We start from the raw sequence: 16980 nt of genomic DNA on the forward strand, positions 1-16980 counted from the left end.
AACGGAGTTCCCCATGACCGATCGCGACATCCTCTTCAAGGCCGGCACCGTCATCACGATGGATCCCGCGCTGCCCAACCTGGCCGTCGGCGACGTGCTGGTGCGCGACGGCCGCATCGCCGCCGTCGGCGCGGCCCTGCCGGCCGGCGACGCCGAGGTCATCGACGCCGCCGGTTGCATCGTGATGCCCGGCCTGGTCGACGCCCACCACCACGCCTGGCTGGGCGTGATGCGCCGGCTGATGCCCGACGTCGACGACCTCTTCGCCTACATCGACGTGGTCGCCGAGCGGCTCGGCGCGCACGTCCGCCCGCAGGACATGTTCACCAGCACGATGCTGACGGCGGCCGCCTCGCTGGACGCCGGCATCACGACGATCGTCGACGCCTGCCACAGCGCGCGCAGTCCCGAGCACACCGATGCCGCGCTCGACGCGCTGGATGCCTCGGGGATCCGCGCGCTGCACATGGTCGGCCCCGCGATGGACAAGGGGGCGTCGTCGGCGCATCTGCCGGGCGATCTGGCGCGCCTCGCCACGCGCTGGAACGCGAGCGGCAGCCGCGTGAAGGTCGGCCTCTTCGGCCAGTTGAAGCTGGACTGGTGGGAGGTCGCGCGCGGCCTGGACATGCGCATCCTGACCGAGTTCATCGGCGACCTCGCGCAGCTCGGCCCCGAGTTCGCGAAGCCCGGCGTGCTGGGTCCGCACAACCTCTTCAACCATTGCACGCGCGTCCCGGCGGCGACGTGGCGGCTGTTCGCCGACGCCGGCGTCAACATCACCGTGAATCCGCGCTCGGACGCGCTGTTCGGCTTCGACGACGAGACCTTCGCCTACCAGGTGGCCGTCGACCACGGCCTGGCGCCGGCGCTGGGCATCGACCTCGACACCGCCTTCGGCAGCGACCTGTTCGGCGAGATGCATGCGCTGTTCCACCAGCAGCGCGCGGCGATGCGCTATCGCCGTTTCCGCGGCGAGGCGGACGTGCCCGCGCCGATCGGCGTCGAGGCGGTGCTGCGCGCCGCCACCGTCAACGGCGCGCGGGCGGCGGGCCTCGAGGATCGTGTCGGCATGCTGACGCCGGGCAAGGCGGCCGACCTCATCATGGTCCGCACGCAGGGCGCGGCCGTGTTCCCGGTGACGAACGCGATCGCCACGATCGTGCAGGCGGTGGAACGCGCCGACGTCGATACCGTCGCGGTCGGCGGGCGCCTGCGCAAGCGCGGCGGGCGGCTGGTCGATGTCGATCTGGCGAAGCTCGCCGCCGACGCGGCCGCGTCGCGCGACTTCCTGCTCAGCGCCAGCGGGCATCGCGTCGATCTGTTCAAGAGTGCGGCATGAACGCGCCGACCTTCACCGCCGCCCAGGCCGCCACGCCGACCTTGAACCGTCCCGCGCCCGGCGTCATCGCGGCGCTGTTCTGCGGCTACCTGGCCGTCGGCCTGCCGCTGCCGGTGCTGCCGCTGTTCATCCATGAGCAGTTGGGCTTCGGCACGCTGACCGTCGGGCTGGTCATCGGTCTGCAGTTTCTCGCCACGGTCGTCACGCGGGGCTATGCGGGTCGCCTCGTCGACGGGCAGGGCGGGCGGCGCTCCGCGCTGCAGGGTGCGCTCGGCTGCGCGGTGGCGGGCCTGCTCTACCTGGTCGCGGCACTGCCCGGCTGGTCGTCCGCGACGGCGCTGGCGATCGTCGTCGCCGGGCGGCTGGTGGCCGGCTTCGGAGAAAGCCAGTTCGTCACCGGCTGCGTGTCCTGGTCCATCGCGTCGGTGGGGCCGCAGCGCGCGGGAATGTCGATGTCGTGGACCGGCATCGCGATGTTCGGCGCGCTCTCCATCGGCGCGCCGATGGGGATGTGGCTGTATCGCGGCCACGGCGGCGGCCATGACGGCGCCCACGGCCTGGTCCCCGTGATGGCCGCCTGCATTGCGGCGCCGCTGGTCGCCTGGGTCATCGCGCTGGCGACGCCGGCCTGGCGCATGGCCGGTGGCCCGCGGCTGCCGTTCCGGCGCGTCGTGGGCCAGATCTGGCGGCAGGGACTCGGCCTGACGCTGCAGGGCGTCGGTCTCGCCGGCCTGACCGCCTTCGCGTCGCTCTACTTCGCGGCGCGCGGATGGTCGCAGGCCGGCATCGTGATGACTTGCTTCGGCGTTGGCTTCATCGCCGTGCGGCTGCTGCTCGGGCATCTGCCCGACAGGATCGGCGGCCGGCGCGTGGCGTTGTGGTCGCTGGTTGTCGAGGCGATCGGGCAGGGCCTCGTCTGGGGCGCGCCGCAACAGGCCGTCGCGCTGGCCGGCGCCTTCGTGTCCGGCCTGGGCTGCGCGCTGATCTACCCGGCGCTGGGCGTCGAGGCGCTCAAGCGCGTGCCGCCCGCCAGCCGCGGCAGCGCGATCGGCGCGTTCGCTGCTTTCCTCGACATCGCCTATGGCCTGGCCGGCCCGGCGGCGGGGCTGGTGGCCGGCCGTTTCGGATACGCGGCGGTGTATGCGCTGGGGGCGGTGGCCGCGCTGCTCGGTGCGGTGCTGGTCGTCACCGACGGTCAGAAGGCATGAGCCCGACGGATGCCGATGGGTGCCGACGGATGCCGATGGGCACTGGCATTTGTCGGCGATACTGTATAAATTGACAGTATGCCGCAAGACACCAGGATCGCTCCCCCGCCGCTGTACATCCAGGCCGACGCGCTGAAGGGCCGGGGCAGCGCCTGGGCGATGCCGCACCGCTTCGAATCGCGCGAGCGCGAGCAGTACGACGACGGCTGGGGCACGCTGGACCAGGAGGCGCTCGAGGAACACATCGCGCCCAGGACGCAGATCATCGAGGAGCACGCGAAGAAGATCGTCAGCGGCAACCAGTCGCCGGACATCGGCTTCGACCTGTCGATCAATCCGTACCGGGGCTGCGAGCACGGCTGCATCTACTGCTTCGCGCGGCCGACGCACAGCTACCTGAACCTGTCGCCGGGCCTGGACTTCGAGACCAAGATCATCGCGAAGGTCAACGCCGCGGAGCGGCTGCGAGAGACGCTGGCTTCGTCCGCGTACAGGCCCGCGCCGCTGGTGCTGGGCACGGCGACCGATGCCTACCAGCCGATCGAACGCAAGCTGGGCATCACGCGCGCCGTCGTGGAGGTGCTGACGGAGGCGCGGCATCCGTTCTCGGTGGTGACGAAGTCCAGCGGCATCGAGCGCGACCTGGACCTGATCGTGCCGATGGCGCTGCGGCGGCAGGTGTCGGTCTATCTGTCGGTGACCTCGCTGGACCCGGCGCTGTCGCGGATCCTGGAGCCGCGCGCGGCCTCGCCGCAGCGGCGGCTGCAGACGATCAGGACACTGGCGGAGGCGGGCGTGCCGGTCGGCGTCAGCGTGTCCCCGGTGATCCCTTTCCTCAACGAGCCGGAGCTGGAGCGCATCCTCGAAGCCGCCGCGGAAGCGGGGGCGACAAAGGCCTTCAGCATCCCGCTGCGGCTGCCGTGGGAGGTGGCGCCGCTGTTCCACGACTGGCTGCGGCTGCATCAGCCCGACAAGGCGGCGCGCATCATGGCGCGGCTGCACGACATGCGCGGCGGCAAGGACAACGATCCGCGTTTCGGCACGCGCTTCACCGGCGAGGGGATCTGGGCCGAGCTGCTCCAGCAGCGACTGCGCAAGGCCTCGAAGCGCCTGGGCCTGGGTCGCGAGCGGCACCAGTTCGACTTCAGCGAGTTCCGTCCGCCCGCCAAGGTGGTGGGACAGCAGTCGTTGTTCTGAAGACATCGCCTGGCCACGTCGCGGGGCAGGCAAGACCTGTCCCCGATTCGTCGGCGAGATTGGCTCGTCGACGACGCAATGACCTTCCTCAGTATGCGCAGGGGGAGTGACCTACCGAGATCAATACCCCCCGTTGAAACGCTCTTCGGAGGGAATGTTTTCCGGGTGCATCACGCAGAGACTGGTTGCCATTGAGTCGAGGACTCGCAATGCAGGAAGTGCGATGACAGTGCAGATCAACTACGTGAATCCGTTCAGCTCGCCGGACGGTCTGGTCACGATCATGGTGCGTCCGATCCCCACCCCACCGGAGTTGTCCGAGGGTGATGCCGTGATCGAGCTTCTGAAGGGACCGTCGCTGATCTTTGGTTCTCCGCATCCGCGGAGTGCGACCGACGCACGGTGCCGACGCTCCAGTTGGGAAACGCTTGACGACGCGTTCGATCAATTGAAGCGGAGGCACGTCTCGGTGACGCACCTGCGGCACCTGTTACATCTGGCCGCGCATTTCATGGCAAGGCATGGACTCCGTCGTGGCGGGTCTGCCGTGTTGACGCGCTTCGACCACGACAAGGTCGTCAGCATCCAGTATGAGATGCCGATCCAGGTCTCGCACGACGAAGCTCAGGCGTGGACGATGGCGTTCTGGGGCGAGCTTTCTTACATCGACATGCTCCAGTCGGGCTTCATCTTCTCTTTCATCGACGAACCTGCGGCTTGAGCCGATTCGGAGGCGCAGATGGCCATCGGGAGCAGTGAGTTGTTTGTCTTCGCGCAGACTTTGAGCCGTGATGGATCGGAGGTGGCGACGCGTGATGCCATCAGCCGCGCGTATTACGCGGCCTTCCATCGCTGCCGGGGGTGGGAGCAATCGCTCCCGGCACTCGGTGACAACGTAGGACCTGGCGGCGGATCGCATCAGGAGTTGATCAATCGACTGAAGAACCCTTCAAGGAAATGTGGCGAAGTCTTAGGGCACCGTTCGCGGACCAATGGCACCCAGTTGGAGGTGCAACGTGATCGACGCCAAATGGCGGACTACGACTTGGAGGAGGACGTGAGGCCTGCGGTCATGCATGACCAACTGAGTCAGGTCCGACAACTGCTCCGGCGTTGCGATGAACCGTTCCCGGTCCTCGCGGTAGTCGGACCTCCTTCACGCCGCTGAGGCTCTGCACCGAGTGAGAGGGCCTGGCCCCCTGGGAGAGGGGGCCGCTGCTCCACGACGCTCCTCGGCCGCATCGACGGCGGGGATGTGTGCGTCGTCCCGCTAGGTGCAAACCCTGATTTGCATCGCGCCTCGCAACCTTCGACCCGCTTCCCGAGCACCCATGAATCAGCCGGCGGTCCCTGTCAGGGGTCGCGCCGGTGGCAACGCCGTCGCTCCCAGCGAAGGTTTCGTGGGTTCTCTTTCGCGGGAGCGCGATGCTGTCCATCCTGATCGGCCATTCCTACTTCCTCCGCTTCGATCCCAAGCAATTCGAGCGCGCCAAGCCCTATCCGCCACTGGCGACGCTGCAGGTCGCCGCGCAGGTGCGCAACGCCGGCCATGAGGTGGCGCTGTTCGACGCGATGCTGGCCGACGGCACCGCCGACTTCGAGGCCCGGCTGCGGACCCACGCGCCGCAGGTGGTCGTGCTCTACGAGGACAACTACAACTACCTGAGCAAGATGTGCCTGGGCCGGATGCGGGCCGCGGCCTGCGAGATGACGGCCGCCGCGCGCCGCCAGGGCGCCCGGGTCCTCATCGCCGGCTCCGATCCGAGCGACGATCCCGATCCCTACCTCGACGCCGGCGCCGACGTCGTGTTGCTCGGCGAGGGCCTCGAGGCCTTGCGCCTGCTGCTCGCGCGGCTGGACCGTCATCCGCGCGAGTCCGTCGCCGCGCTGTGCGCGGGCTTGTCCGGCATCGCCGCCCGCATCGACGGACGGACGGTCCGGCGCCAGGACGAGTCCTACTCTCCGTCCCCCTCTGCGCCGCCCTCCCAGCACAACTCCGAGCACAACGCCGAGCCTGCCTCCGAGCCCGCGCCGGCGGCTTCCGCCTCGTCCTTCTCCGCGCCGCCCCCGCCCGTCATGACACCCGCAGCGACGCCCACCATCGACCGCCCCGTCGTCTGGTTGGGCGGCGACGTCGCCGATGCGCGGACACCCTCGCTCACGCCGGTCGGCGACATCGCCTGGGACCTGGTCGACATCGACCACTATCGCGCCGTGTGGCGCCGCGCGCACGGCCGTTTCAGCCTGAACATGGCCGGCTCCAAGGGCTGCTCGTTCCGCTGCGCCTGGTGCGCCAAGCCGATCTGGGGCAACCGCTACCAGCCACGCGCGCCGGAGGCGGTCGCCGCCGAGATGCTCTGGCTGCGGCAACACCTGGCCCCCGATCACGTCTGGTTCGCCGACGACATCTTCGGTTTCCGCGCTGACTGGGTGCGCCGTTTCGCCGCGACGCTGGCGGAGGGCGGCGGCGGTCTGCCGTTCACGATCCAGACGCGCGCCGACCTGATCACCGAGGCGATGGCCGATGCGCTGCGGGACGCCGGCTGCCAGGAGGCCTGGATCGGCGCGGAAAGCGGCAGCCAGCGCGTGCTGGACGCGATGCACAAGGGCACGACGGTCGAGGAGCTGCACGTCGCGCGGCGCCGCCTCGGCGCGCGAGGCATTCGCGTCGGCTTCTTCATCCAGCTCGGCTACCTCGGCGAGGAGATCGAGGACCTGCGCGCCACGCGCGCGCTGATCGAGGACGCGCGGCCCGACGACATCGGCGTCAGCGTGTCGTATCCGCTGCCGGGCACGCCCTTTCACGAGCAGGTCAAGGCGCAGCTCGGCGCCAAGACCCATTGGGACGACAGCGCCGACCTGGCCATGATGTTCAAGGGCCGCTACACCAGCGAGTTCTATCGCGCGATGCGCCACCTGCTGCATCGGCAGGTGAGTCTCGATCAGGCGCACTGGCCGGCGGACTGGACGGCGGACCGGGGGCGCGCCGCCCGCGACCGGCTGCGGCGCGAGTGGCAGGTGTTGCTGGGCCGCGAGGACCGCTACCGCACGGCCGTGCCGTCAGCCGCCGCCGGCACCGCCCAGGAGCCGCCGCAGGTCCGCGGCGGTCTCGCGCGGGTGGCGGCCGCGAGCTAGCTCGAAGGCCGGCAGATGCGCACAGCGCTCGACGGTCTCTTGCCAGCCGGGACGCCAGGCCGCATAGGGCTGCGTCGTGGCCAGCCGCGCCGCGACCTCGGCCGGCGCCAGCGGCCGCCAGGGATCGGCACCCGGGGCGGGCGTCGGCGACAGGAACACCAGCAGGCCGAGCACCGGCGGCGTGGCGGCCAGCGGCAGCCAGCCGCCGCGCAGGTCGAGCTCGAACTTCTCGGCGCCGCTGCGGCGTCGGATCACCGGCGACGCCGCCAGTCGCGCCCGCGTCGCCGCATCGTCGACGCGGTCGAGGCTGTCGGTGCGCAGATGCACGAAGTTCGGCACGCCGGTGACGCGCAGCGAGACCGGGTCGAGGAAGGCGCCGTCCTCGGTCACGCCCGCCAGGCCCTGCAGCATCGCGTGCAGCGTCAGCGTGGACTTGCCCGCGCCGCTGTGACCGATCAGCAGGGCGCCGCGGCCGTCCAGCGCGACGGCGCCGGCATGCAGCGCGTGCAGGCCCTGCGCCCGGGCAGCGAGCTGGTAGACGGCGCACTCGACCAGTTCCATGCGGGCGTCGAGGGGCCGGTCCAGCAGCTCGGGCGACAGCGTCACCAGCGCGCGGCCGAGCTCGGGCATCACCAGCGTCATGTTGACGGCGTCGAGCGCGACGCCGAAGACGCCGGCGCCGCTCAGGTGGCGCGCGGCGGGCGGACGGTACAGGCCGGGCGGCCAGCCGGCCGTCTCGCCGCGACGCAGCCGGACCTGCAGCGCCGGGCCTTCGCCCAGGCGCTGCGGCGGCACGCCGGCGTAGGCCGCGTCGACCGGCGCGAGCAGCGGCTCGTCGTCGGCGAGGAATTCAAAGGTGGCGCCCAGCAGGTCCGCGCGGCGGCGCAGGAGCGGGCGTTGTTGTTCGTCGAACGGGTCGACGGGATCGCCGAGAGGTGTCATTCGCATGGCAGTCATCGAAGGCAAGAGCTCAAAGGAGTGGGAAGACATGAAGGACATTGACGGCGACGGACGCGAGCGCCACGGCGGAGGCGCTCCGGCGCTGCCCCCGGCGCCCGAACTGGCCCTGCTGCTGCGCGAGGCCACCGAGCGGCTGGCGCGCGAACTGGCGCAGCCATCGGCGCAGGCGCCGGACTGGAGTCCGATCGGCTGGCGCGTGGCCATGGCGGCGGCGGTGATCCACGGCATCGCGGGCCTGCTCGACGAGCGGCTGCGCTGGCGCGGTCCGCCGGTGTGGCAGGCCTTCCTGACCGGTCAGCGCCAGCACCTGCGGCTGCGCGAGGAGCGCATCCGCGACACGCTGCGGCGCATCGATGCCGAGGCCCTGCGCGACGGCCTGCCGGTGATCGGGCTCAAGGGCTCGGCGTTGCTCGGTCTGCGGGCATACGCGCCGGGACTGCGGCCGATGGCCGACATCGACCTGCTCGTGCGTCCCGAGGATCGGCTGCCCGCGCTGCGGATGCTGGCGCGCCTGGGCTACCGCCCGGAGGTCGACTCCGGCCGCCACCTGACGCTGCTGCCCGCGTCGTACGTTCCGGGCTCGGCCGTCCATTTCGGCGAGCACGCCGATCAGGTGATCAAGATCGAACTGCACAGCCGCGTGGCCGAGCCGCTGCCGGTGCGCGCCGTCGACATCACGGCACGGATCCTGACGCCGTCGGCGGCGCCCGGCCTGCGCCCCTACCCGGACCTCGTGGCGCTGATGCGGCATCTGGTCCTGCACACGGCCGGCAACATGCGGACCCACACGCTGCGGCTGGTGCAGCTGCACGACCTGGCGCTGATGGCCGAACGGCTCACGGAGCGGGACTGGCAGGCGCTGGCCGGTGGCGAAGGCGAGGGCGAAGGCGAAGGCGAAGGCGACGGCGACGGCGAACAGGGAGATCCGGCCTGGTGGGCGCTGCCGCCGCTGCGTCTGGCGCAGCGCCAGTTCCCGGTGGGCGCGATCAGCGAGCACCGCCTGCATGCCTTCGAGCGCGGCTGTCCGCCGTGGTTGCGGCGGCACGCGCAACGGACTGCGGTGACCGATCTGTCGCTTGCGCGCCTGTTCATTCCGGCGCTGCCGGGCCTGGTCTGGTCGCGTCATCCGGTGGACGCGTTGCGACTGATGCGCGACCGCGCGTGGCCGGGGCGCGTGGCCCTCGATCGGATGCGCAGCGTGCGTGACTCTCAGTCCTGGTTGCGCGACGACGCCTGGAGTCAGCGGTCCCGTGTCGGGCGCATGGCGAGCTGGCTGATCGATACCCCACCCAGCCCGGCGGCACGGTTCTCGGTGCGGCAGGCGCTGGCCTACCGCGAACCATGATGCGCGGCCTCGGTTCATGGGCGCCCCCGCCGCGCCAGCAACTCCGCATGCAAGGCCTCGAAGGCGGCGGCGGTGTGATCGGCGTCTTCCGCGCAAGCCAATGCCTGCGCGCGGCGCGCGAGGGCCAACCGCAGCGGCTCGTCGCCGCCGAGCCGCAGGATCGCCCCGGCCAGCGCCGCGGGGTCGCCGACGGGCACCGCGAGGGCGGCGTCCTGTGCGCCCCATTCGGCGATGTGCCCGACGGCGGTGCCGGCGCACGGCACGCCGGCGACGGCCGCTTCCAGCGCCACCAGCGGCCCCGCCTCGTGGCGGGACGCCATCAGCAGCACGTCGGCCTGTTCCACCCAGGGCCGGCAGTCCCGCTGCGGCTGGAAACCGTGGAAGCGCACCAGGCGCTCGTCCAGGCCCAGCGCGCGGGCCCGCGCCTGGACCGCGCCGTCGAGCGTGTCGATGCCGACCATGTCCAGGCGCAGCGGCAGGCCGGCGGCGGCCGCGCGTGCCACGGCGTTCAGCAGCGTGGTCTGGTCCTTGACCCGGTTCAGGCTCGCCAGATGCAGCAGCCGCAGCGGCTCTCCGGCAGCGCGCGGACGCGGGGCGCGGGGCGGCCAGGTGGCGAGGTCGACGCCCAGCGGCAGCCGGCGCGCTGGCACGCCCTGTTCCCCGATCAGCGCCAGCATCGGCGTGCTGGCCGCGGTGACCGCGTTCGCCCGGCGCAGCAGCCAGCGCTCGCGCAGGCGGCCGCGGCGGGTCAGCAGGCCGCCGTAGCCGATGTCGCGCAGGGCGACCACTTCCCCGCCGGCGACGTGCACGGCGCTGGGCAGGGACAGCAGCCGCGCTGCCATCACCGCGCTCAGGCCGCAGGGCCCCGCCCACAGCGATTGCACGAGTGCGAACGGCGCGCGCCGATGCTCGGCCAGGATCGCCGCCAGCGCGCGCCAGTGGGCCGTTCTGGCCGAACCCCCGACTGCGTGCACCTGCGCGCCGCGCAACGGCCATCGCGCGGCGTCGCGTTGCTGGTACAGCGCGAAGACATGCAGCTCGCGCCGCGCCGCGAGCCGCTCCACCAGCGCCAGCACCGCCGGGATCACGTCGTGCGTCCCGGAGGGATGCACGCCGCCCGGCACGACCATCGCCAGCTTCGTCATGCCGCGCTCCCCGGGGCAGTCATGCCTGTCCGACGCCGCAGGTCCGTCTTCACCGCCGTCCTCATGGCCGTCGCCTCTCCCGCCTTCACCTTCACACCTTGCTCCTTGACATGACTCCCTTGCCCGACCTCCAGACCCGGCTGCGCGAGACGCAGGCCGCCTTCGACAGCGTCGCCGCCGACTACGACGGACCGCGTGGCAACAACGCCGCGATCCAGGACATGCGCGCCGAGATGTGGCGCTGGCTCGACCTGAACTTCGCGCCGGGCAGCCGCCTGATCGACCTGGGCTGCGGCACGGGCCTGGACGCGGTGCATCTGGCCGAGGCCGGTCACCACGTGCTGGCGACCGACTGGTCGCCGCGCATGGTGGCGCGCACGCGCGAGCGGGCCGAGCTCGCCGGCGTCGCGGGCCGTGTGCAGGCGCTGGCCGTCGGCGCCCACGAACTGCATCGGCTCTCGGGCCGCGAACTCGACGCGCCGGACGGCGGGATCGCCGCCGGCCCCGCCGACGCGCCCGCGGGCGGTTTCGACGGCGTGTACTCCAACCTCGGTCCGCTGAACTGCGTCCCGGACCTGCGCGACGTGTCGCGCGAATGCGCGCGTCTGCTGCGGCCCGGCGGCACGCTGGTCTTCACCGTCATCGGTCGTCACTGCCCGTGGGAGGTGCTGCACTACGCGCGTCAGCGCCGGTGGGCGCGTGCCATGGTCCGTTATGCGAGCGGCACCGTGCCGGTGGGCATGAATCGCCAGACGATCTGGACGCGCTACTTCACACCGGGCGAGTTCCGTCGCGACTTCATGCCCGAGTTCGAACTCGTGCATGTGCGCGGGGTCTGCGTCTTCGCGCCGCCGCCCTACCTGGCCGACTTCAAGCAGCGCCATCCGGCCTGGCACGAACGCCTGTGGCGGCTGGACCGGCGGGTGGCGGGCTGGCCCGGCGTGCGTCGGTTCGGCGATCATTTCCTGATCGTCCTGCGCAAGCGCGCCTGAGCGCGCGGGCGCGGGCGCGGCGCGGTCGAGGTGCCGCGCGCGGCGATCGCGCGGCACCGGACGGCCAGCCACCAGGCCGGCAGCGCGGCGGCGAGGCCGGCCGCCACCACGGCGGGCGCCGGGACCCCGGCCGGCGCGGCGACGGCGCCGAGCCAGGCCGCGGCGCCCGCGGTGAGCGCGACGGCGGCGTTCGGGGCCAGCGCGCGCAGCAGCAGCGCCGGGCTCACGCCGAGCCAGCGCCCGTACAGCCACAGCTGGCAGGGCAGCGCCGCGGCGCCGCCGATCAGCAGCCATTGCGCGAAGCGATGCGCGCCAGCCGCGCCGCTTGGCAGCGCGAAGCCGGCCGCGAGTCCCAGCCACGCGGCGAGCGTCACGGCCTGCGGCAGCGTCGCCCAGGCCTGTCGTCCGATGGCCGTCAACGCCGGGCCGGCGCCGTTGAACACGGCCGCCAGCGCGGCCAGCAGCGCCAGCGGGGCCACGGCGGGCGCGGCGTCGCGCCAGGCCGGGCCGAACAGCGTCACCACCAGCGGCTCGGCCAGCGCCGCCGCCACGGCCAGCAGCGGCCAGGTGAGGCCGGTGAGGCGGCGCGTGGCCGCGGCCACGGCCGGTCCGAGCGCGCGGCCGCGATGATGGCGCCGCGCCCAGCGTCCCAGCATGCCGAACTGCAGCGCCATGCCGGCCATGCCCGGCAGCAAGGCCGCCAGCGACTGGGCGCGGCCGAGCAGGCCCACCTGCGCGGCGCCGCCCCACTGGCCGAGCAGCAGCGACGGCGCGGCGCCCTGGATCGCCGCCAGCGCGGTGCCGAACACGGTGCTCCGACCGACCCGCAGGATGGGCGTCCAGCCGTGCAGCCGCGGCCAGCCCCACAGGGCGCGCGGCCGCAGCGGCCAGACCGCGAGGCTGCATGCTCCCATGTTGACGACCTGACCCCAGGCCGGCGCGGCGGCACCGGCGCCGGCCACGGCCAGCGCGATGGACACCGCCGCCTGGCTGCCGTTGCCCCAGGCCGTGGTCCGCGCCAGTTGGGCCGCGTCGCCGCTGCGCAGCGCCAGCGCCGTCATGACGGCGCCGATCGGGACGAGGACCAGTCCCAGCGACAGCGTGCGCAGCAGCGCGGCGAGTTCCGGCTCGCCGAAGGCCGCGGCGACCACTGGGGCGAGCAGCGTCAGGGCGACGGCCAGCATCGCGCCCGCGGCGCACGACAGCCCGAGCGCCGCGCGCAGCCGGGCCGCGTCGAGCGAGGGCTCGCGCTGCAGATAGGCCGACACGCCGAGGTCGCGTGCGCCGTGCGCGGCGCCGACCAGCGCGGAAGCGATCGCGAAGAGGCCCAGCTCGTGCGGCGTCAGCAGCCGGACCAGCACCAGCGACACGCCGAACTGCATCGCCTGCGTCGACGCGAGCGAGCCGGCGTGAATGAGCACGGCGCGGCGGCGCATCAGCCGCTCCGCCGCGCCGCGGCGTAGGCGTCCGCCAGCGCGCGGCCCAGCGCCGCGTGGGACAGGTGGTGCTCGAAATGGGCGCGCACCGCGTCGCGCTGCCGCGCCTGCACGGGGCCGTCGTCATGCCACAGTGCCGGCAGGGCCTGGGCGAGCGCCGCGGCATCGCCGGCCGGCCACAGGCGGCCGACGGCGCCGCGTCCGGTCAGCATCCGGTGCGACGGGATGTCGGTGACGATCGGGACGAGGCCGCAGGCCAGCGCCTCGATCAACGCATAACCGGAGCCTTCCCGATGGCTGCCGCTGACGAAGAGGTCGGCCGCGGACATCCATTCCGCGATCCCCGCGTGCGGCACCGGGCCGACCAGATGGACGCGCCCAGTCAGGCGCGGATCGCGCCGCACGCGGTCGCGCACGGCATCGAGCAGCGGCGCGTCGCGGAAGCAGCACCAGAGCCGCAGGCCGGGCAGCGCCGCGGTCGCACGCGCGACGCCCTCGAGCACGGTCAGCGGGTCCTTGTTGGCGTCCAGGTGCGCGACCCAGAGCAGCGCCGGCGTGCCGTACAGCCCGAGCCGCGCGCGGGCGGCGCGGTGGTCCACCGGCGTGAGGTCGGTGCTCGATTCGGCGACCTCGATCACCGGGACGCCGCGCGGCAGGAGGCCGCGGCGTCGCCACGGCGCGGCCTGCTCCGCGGCACAGAACAGCGTGCCCGCCGCGCCCGCCAGCGCCCGTCGCTGCCGCCACCAGCGGATCGATCGCCAGACGTTCGGCGGACGGTCCGCGTGGTCCTGCAGCAGCAAGGGCACGTCCGGCAAGAGGCGGCGCAGTCGGATCGCCTCCTCGGGCGCGCCCAGGCTGTGCAGATGCAGCACCTCCGGGCGCAGGCGCCTCAAGGCCTCCGCCAGCGCGCTGTCGGCCGCCGGACCGCCGCCGCGGTCCCACGGACCGAAGTGATAGGGGATGCCGTCGCGGACCCGGGTGTCGTGATGGGCGCTGGTCTGGAGGACGTCGACCTGCGAGCCGGCCCGGGCCGCCGCCTCGGCGATCAAGGTCAAGGTCCGCCAGGCGCGCAGCAACTCGTCCGGCGGCCGGCCGGCGGGGTCGCGCAGCAGGCAGAGCTGCACCACGCGGGCGGCGGTCATGGGGTGCTCATGGGGTGATCATGCGGCGGCCTCGCCGGACAGCCCGGAGCCCGTCAGTTTGAGCCCGGGTTCCTCGACACCGAGTGCGCGCAGTCGCCGCACCAGCCGCTGCGCGAGGCGCTTCGGCCGGCCGTCGACGCGGACCGGGAGCAGGTCGGGCGCCGTCGCGCCGAAGGCTTCGGCGACGTCCGGGTCCGCGAGCAGCAGCTCGCCGCCCACCATCACCAGCCGCAGGTCCGCGCGTGCGGCCCGTGAGAGCGGCAGGCCGGCGGGCAGCGCCAGCAGGTCGGCGCGCGCGCCAGCGGCGAGGTGGCCGCGGTCGGGCAGGGCGAGAAGCTCCGCGGCGCGCGTCGTCACGAGCGCCTGCGCCTCGCTCTCGCTCAGGCCCTGGAGTTCACGGGCGAGCGCGAGCTCCTCCAGCAGATCGCGCCGTCCGCTCGCGCGCGAATCGCTGCCCAGCGCGACGCGCCCGTGCGCGAGCAGCACGCCGACCTCGGCGGTGCGACCGAACAGGTGCAGGTTGGAGCCGGGACACCAGATCAGCGCCGCGCCGCGCGCGATCAGCCGGTCGCGCTGTGGCGCGCTCAGGCCGACGCCGTGGACCAGGCGCGCGTTCGGCGTGATGCAGCCCAGCCGCTCGAGCGTGTTGAACTCGGCCCCGGCGGCGGCATCGATCCCCTCGGCTGCGTGGACCATCCACGGCACGCCGGACGGCGTGTCCCGGTGCGAGCGCCGCAGCGCCTCCTCCCCATCCAGGCCCAGGGCGTTGCGCCAGGCCGGGTGGACCAGGACGCGGACGGGGAAGTCCGCGGCGCACAGCGCAGGATCGAGGGGATCGTGGTGGGCGACGGTGGTGACGCCGCTGAGCAGGTTCTTGATCGCGCCGTGCCACAGGCGCTGCTCGCGCGGGCGGGCGGCGTCGGCGAGCAGGACCGGATCGGTCGTGCGCCGGGGGGTGATGTCGGCGATCCAGTCCGCGATGTTGCGGTGGCGCGCGCGGTACTGCAGCCGCGGCAGCGAGTTGCGGTGCAGATGCTCGTGCGCGTTGATGAGCCCGGGCAGCAGGCGGTCGCCGCGCAGCGCGATGTCCGGACCGGCCGGACCCGGCGCGCCGGGCGCGACGACGAGCCCGCCGGCCAGTCGCAAGGGCGGCCGCGGGCCGGCGTCATGCAGCACCAGCGGCGGGGGAGGGGCGGAGGGCGTCGCGGCGGCGGCGCAGGGGCTCATGGACGGGGGCGTGCGGGCGGGTCGATGTCATGGGTACCCATCCGCGCCGCAAAGGTTGCGGCCACCCCCTGAGGTCAGGACGTCACGGCCGCCGGCAGGCGCCCACCCAGTCCCAGTCCTTGCGGTAGACCGAGGTCTCCACGCCGCTGAGACTCAGCACCGTGTGATACAGCCCGTCGTGCGACATCGGCGTGTCGCGACGCTGCGTCAGGCAGGCGCTGTCGAGCTTCTGCGACTGCCGCGTCTGCTCCGGCAGCCACAGGATCAGCGGCACGTGCTTCTGCTGCTTGGGCGCCAGCGCGTAAGGCATGCCGTGCAGGAACAGGTTGTTCTCGCCCAGCGACTCGCCGTGGTCCGACACGTAGAGCAGGCTCGGGTCGAAACGCTGCTCCTGCGTGCCCAGCCAGTCGATCGCCTTCGCCAGCACGTGGTCGGTGTAGGCGATCGTGTTGTCGTAGGCGCGACGGACCTGGTCCAGCTCGCACTGCTGCAGCGCGTTGCTGCGGCACTCGGGCTGGAAGGGCTTGCGGTCGTCGGGCGTGCGCAGGTAGTAGGCCGGGCCGTGGCTGCCCATCTGATGCAGCACCAGCACGACGCCGCGCGCAACGCGCTGCGGATCCAGCGCGGCGATGCGCGCGTCCAGGTCGTGCAGCATCACCTCGTCGAGGCACTCGCCGTCCGCGCGGCACAGGCCCGCGGGAATCGGGTGATCGGGCCGGGCGGGATTGATGGCCTGCGCATTGGGCACGCGGTCGCAGATGCCTTTGCAGCCCGCCTGGTTGTCCAGCCACAGCACCGCCAGCCCGGCGCGCTGCAGCACGTCCAGCAGCGTCTGCTGGTTGCCGGGATGGTCGACATACACCTCGCGGCCCAGCTGCGAGAACATGCACGGCAGCGACGCCGCCGTCGACGTGCCGCAGGAGGCGACCTCGCGGTAGCTCAGCACCGGCTTCGTCGACAGCTCCGGATTGGTCGGCCGGTCGTAGCCGTTGAGCTGGAAGTTGTCGGAGCGCGCCGTCTCGCCGACCACCAGCAGGACCAGCGGCGGCCGCGCGCCCGCGGCACGCGGCGTGAGTCTGGCATCGGCGGCGACGACCTCGAGCGGTCCCCGGGGCTTCTTCTGCTTCTGCGCGGCCAACGCGGCGCTGGCCCAGATCGCGTTGATCGGGCTGACCATCTTGGTCAGCGTCTTGTTGTTGCGCAGCGTGGAGGCCAGGTCGGCCGTCCGCGTCGCCGCCAGGCCGACACCGAGCGCCAGCGCCAGGGCCACGCTCGCCAGGTTCCATCCCAGCCGCTTGAACCAGCGCGTGTCGCTCAGGCGCTGCCGCCAGATCCAGACCAAGGGGATCAGCGCGATCACCGCGACATGCGCCGCCAGTCCCCAGCCGATCAGGTCGCGCGTCTCGCGCACGTCGGTCTGCAGCGCGTTGGTGATCATCGTGCTGTCGATGATCACGCCGTAGCTGCCGATGAAGTAGGCCAGCGGCGCCGTCATCAGCAGCATCAGCGTCAGCAGCGGCTTCACCGCCACGCGCCAGGCCAGCAGGCTGAAGGCGGCGGCCAGCACCATGATCACGATGCCGGCGAAGACGATGACGAACAGCTTGCCTGACGCGCCGGCGTAGTCCGGCATGCCCCACATCCGCTGCCACAGCGGCCAGTTGCCGAGCACGCCGACCCACAGTGCGGTCAGCCACGTCAAGACCAGCGGCGAACGAGCGCGCGCGGTGCCGGCCTCGCGAGCCCGCGAGGTCGAAGAATCGGAAAACGGCATCGTGTTGTGTCAGGCCGGCAAAAAGAAACCGGCCCTTGTAGTTGTCGTACCTGAAGCTCCCCTGAAGCCCCCTTGGCGCA

The 16980-nt window shown here is 72.6% G+C and carries 13 protein-coding genes; 7 read left to right on the top strand and 6 right to left on the bottom strand.

The window, feature by feature from the left end:
* Positions 1-13: 13 nt before the first annotated feature.
* The 5 genes from AC07PR_RS13615 (at position 14) to AC07PR_RS13635 (ending at position 6879) form a co-directional block, all read left to right on the top strand.
* Positions 14-1339: an amidohydrolase family protein gene (locus AC07PR_RS13615; protein WP_495135593.1), complete on the top strand. Its 1326-nt coding sequence runs from the start codon at positions 14-16 to the stop codon at positions 1337-1339.
* Complete coding sequence (locus AC07PR_RS13620) at positions 1336-2547, top strand: arabinose transporter (RefSeq protein WP_495135594.1); 1212 nt, start codon at positions 1336-1338, stop codon at positions 2545-2547. The genes AC07PR_RS13615 and AC07PR_RS13620 overlap by 4 nt, the downstream gene beginning before the upstream one ends.
* A gap of 78 nt (positions 2548-2625) precedes the next feature.
* Entirely contained in the window at positions 2626-3744 is a 1119-nt protein-coding gene (locus AC07PR_RS13625; protein ID WP_377152732.1) for a PA0069 family radical SAM protein, read from the top strand.
* Positions 3745-3967: 223 nt separating this feature from the next.
* Entirely contained in the window at positions 3968-4465 is a 498-nt protein-coding gene (locus AC07PR_RS13630) for a hypothetical protein (RefSeq protein ID WP_495135595.1), read from the top strand.
* 704 nt (positions 4466-5169) lie between these two features.
* Positions 5170-6879: a B12-binding domain-containing radical SAM protein gene (locus AC07PR_RS13635; RefSeq protein WP_495135596.1), complete on the top strand. Its 1710-nt coding sequence runs from the start codon at positions 5170-5172 to the stop codon at positions 6877-6879.
* Here AC07PR_RS13635 and AC07PR_RS13640 read toward each other — a convergent pair.
* On the bottom strand, positions 6805-7827 hold the full coding sequence (locus AC07PR_RS13640) for a hypothetical protein (protein ID WP_495135597.1): 1023 nt from the start codon (positions 7825-7827) through the stop codon (positions 6805-6807). The genes AC07PR_RS13635 and AC07PR_RS13640 overlap by 75 nt on opposite strands.
* 40 nt (positions 7828-7867) lie before the next feature.
* Between AC07PR_RS13640 and AC07PR_RS13645 the strand changes: the two genes are divergently transcribed.
* Positions 7868-9184 (top strand): nucleotidyltransferase family protein, encoded by a 1317-nt coding sequence (locus tag AC07PR_RS13645; RefSeq protein WP_495135598.1) that lies wholly within the window; start codon positions 7868-7870, stop codon positions 9182-9184.
* A gap of 14 nt (positions 9185-9198) precedes the next feature.
* On the opposite strand, the gene AC07PR_RS13650 is transcribed toward AC07PR_RS13645, so the two are convergent.
* The gene (locus AC07PR_RS13650; protein ID WP_495135599.1) at positions 9199-10329 is read right to left on the bottom strand and encodes a glycosyltransferase family 4 protein; all 1131 of its coding nucleotides are present in this window, start codon (positions 10327-10329) and stop codon (positions 9199-9201) included.
* 110 nt (positions 10330-10439) lie between these two features.
* Here AC07PR_RS13650 and AC07PR_RS13655 point away from each other — a divergent pair, with 110 nt between their 5' ends.
* Entirely contained in the window at positions 10440-11321 is an 882-nt protein-coding gene (locus AC07PR_RS13655; protein WP_495135600.1) for a class I SAM-dependent methyltransferase, read from the top strand.
* Here AC07PR_RS13655 and AC07PR_RS13660 read toward each other — a convergent pair.
* From AC07PR_RS13660 to AC07PR_RS13675, 4 genes are all read right to left on the bottom strand, one after another.
* The gene (locus AC07PR_RS13660; RefSeq protein WP_495135601.1) at positions 11288-12757 is read right to left on the bottom strand and encodes an oligosaccharide flippase family protein; all 1470 of its coding nucleotides are present in this window, start codon (positions 12755-12757) and stop codon (positions 11288-11290) included. The two genes, AC07PR_RS13655 and AC07PR_RS13660, sit on opposite strands and share 34 nt — an antisense overlap.
* On the bottom strand, positions 12757-13899 hold the full coding sequence (locus tag AC07PR_RS13665; RefSeq protein WP_495135602.1) for a glycosyltransferase family 4 protein: 1143 nt from the start codon (positions 13897-13899) through the stop codon (positions 12757-12759). The genes AC07PR_RS13660 and AC07PR_RS13665 overlap by 1 nt, the downstream gene beginning before the upstream one ends.
* An 18-nt stretch (positions 13900-13917) precedes the next feature.
* A complete protein-coding gene (locus tag AC07PR_RS13670) occupies positions 13918-15126 on the bottom strand; it encodes an amidohydrolase family protein (RefSeq protein ID WP_495135603.1) in 1209 nt (402 codons plus the stop codon).
* A gap of 82 nt (positions 15127-15208) precedes the next feature.
* Complete coding sequence (locus tag AC07PR_RS13675; RefSeq protein ID WP_495135604.1) at positions 15209-16900, bottom strand: phosphoethanolamine transferase; 1692 nt, start codon at positions 16898-16900, stop codon at positions 15209-15211.
* Positions 16901-16980 lie beyond the last annotated feature (80 nt).

The sequence above is a fragment of the Roseateles sp. GW821-FHT09H11 genome (genome assembly GCF_059415845.1).

Excerpts from the sequence above, each read along its gene's own strand:
- AC07PR_RS13650 (WP_495135599.1), bottom strand. The coding sequence starts at position 10,329 with ATGACGAAGCTGGCGATGGTCGTGCCGGGCGGCGTGCATCCCTCCGGG.
- AC07PR_RS13615 (WP_495135593.1), top strand. The coding sequence starts at position 14 with ATGACCGATCGCGACATCCTCTTCAAGGCCGGCACCGTCATCACGATG.
- AC07PR_RS13665 (WP_495135602.1), bottom strand. The coding sequence starts at position 13,899 with ATGACCGCCGCCCGCGTGGTGCAGCTCTGCCTGCTGCGCGACCCCGCC.
- AC07PR_RS13630 (WP_495135595.1), top strand. The coding sequence starts at position 3,968 with ATGACAGTGCAGATCAACTACGTGAATCCGTTCAGCTCGCCGGACGGT.
- AC07PR_RS13645 (WP_495135598.1), top strand. The coding sequence starts at position 7,868 with ATGAAGGACATTGACGGCGACGGACGCGAGCGCCACGGCGGAGGCGCT.
- AC07PR_RS13660 (WP_495135601.1), bottom strand. The coding sequence starts at position 12,757 with ATGCGCCGCCGCGCCGTGCTCATTCACGCCGGCTCGCTCGCGTCGACG.
- AC07PR_RS13655 (WP_495135600.1), top strand. The coding sequence starts at position 10,440 with ATGACTCCCTTGCCCGACCTCCAGACCCGGCTGCGCGAGACGCAGGCC.
- AC07PR_RS13635 (WP_495135596.1), top strand. The coding sequence starts at position 5,170 with ATGCTGTCCATCCTGATCGGCCATTCCTACTTCCTCCGCTTCGATCCC.
- AC07PR_RS13625 (WP_377152732.1), top strand. The coding sequence starts at position 2,626 with ATGCCGCAAGACACCAGGATCGCTCCCCCGCCGCTGTACATCCAGGCC.
- AC07PR_RS13620 (WP_495135594.1), top strand. The coding sequence starts at position 1,336 with ATGAACGCGCCGACCTTCACCGCCGCCCAGGCCGCCACGCCGACCTTG.
- AC07PR_RS13670 (WP_495135603.1), bottom strand. The coding sequence starts at position 15,126 with ATGAGCCCCTGCGCCGCCGCCGCGACGCCCTCCGCCCCTCCCCCGCCG.
- AC07PR_RS13640 (WP_495135597.1), bottom strand. The coding sequence starts at position 7,827 with ATGCGAATGACACCTCTCGGCGATCCCGTCGACCCGTTCGACGAACAA.
- AC07PR_RS13675 (WP_495135604.1), bottom strand. The coding sequence starts at position 16,900 with ATGCCGTTTTCCGATTCTTCGACCTCGCGGGCTCGCGAGGCCGGCACC.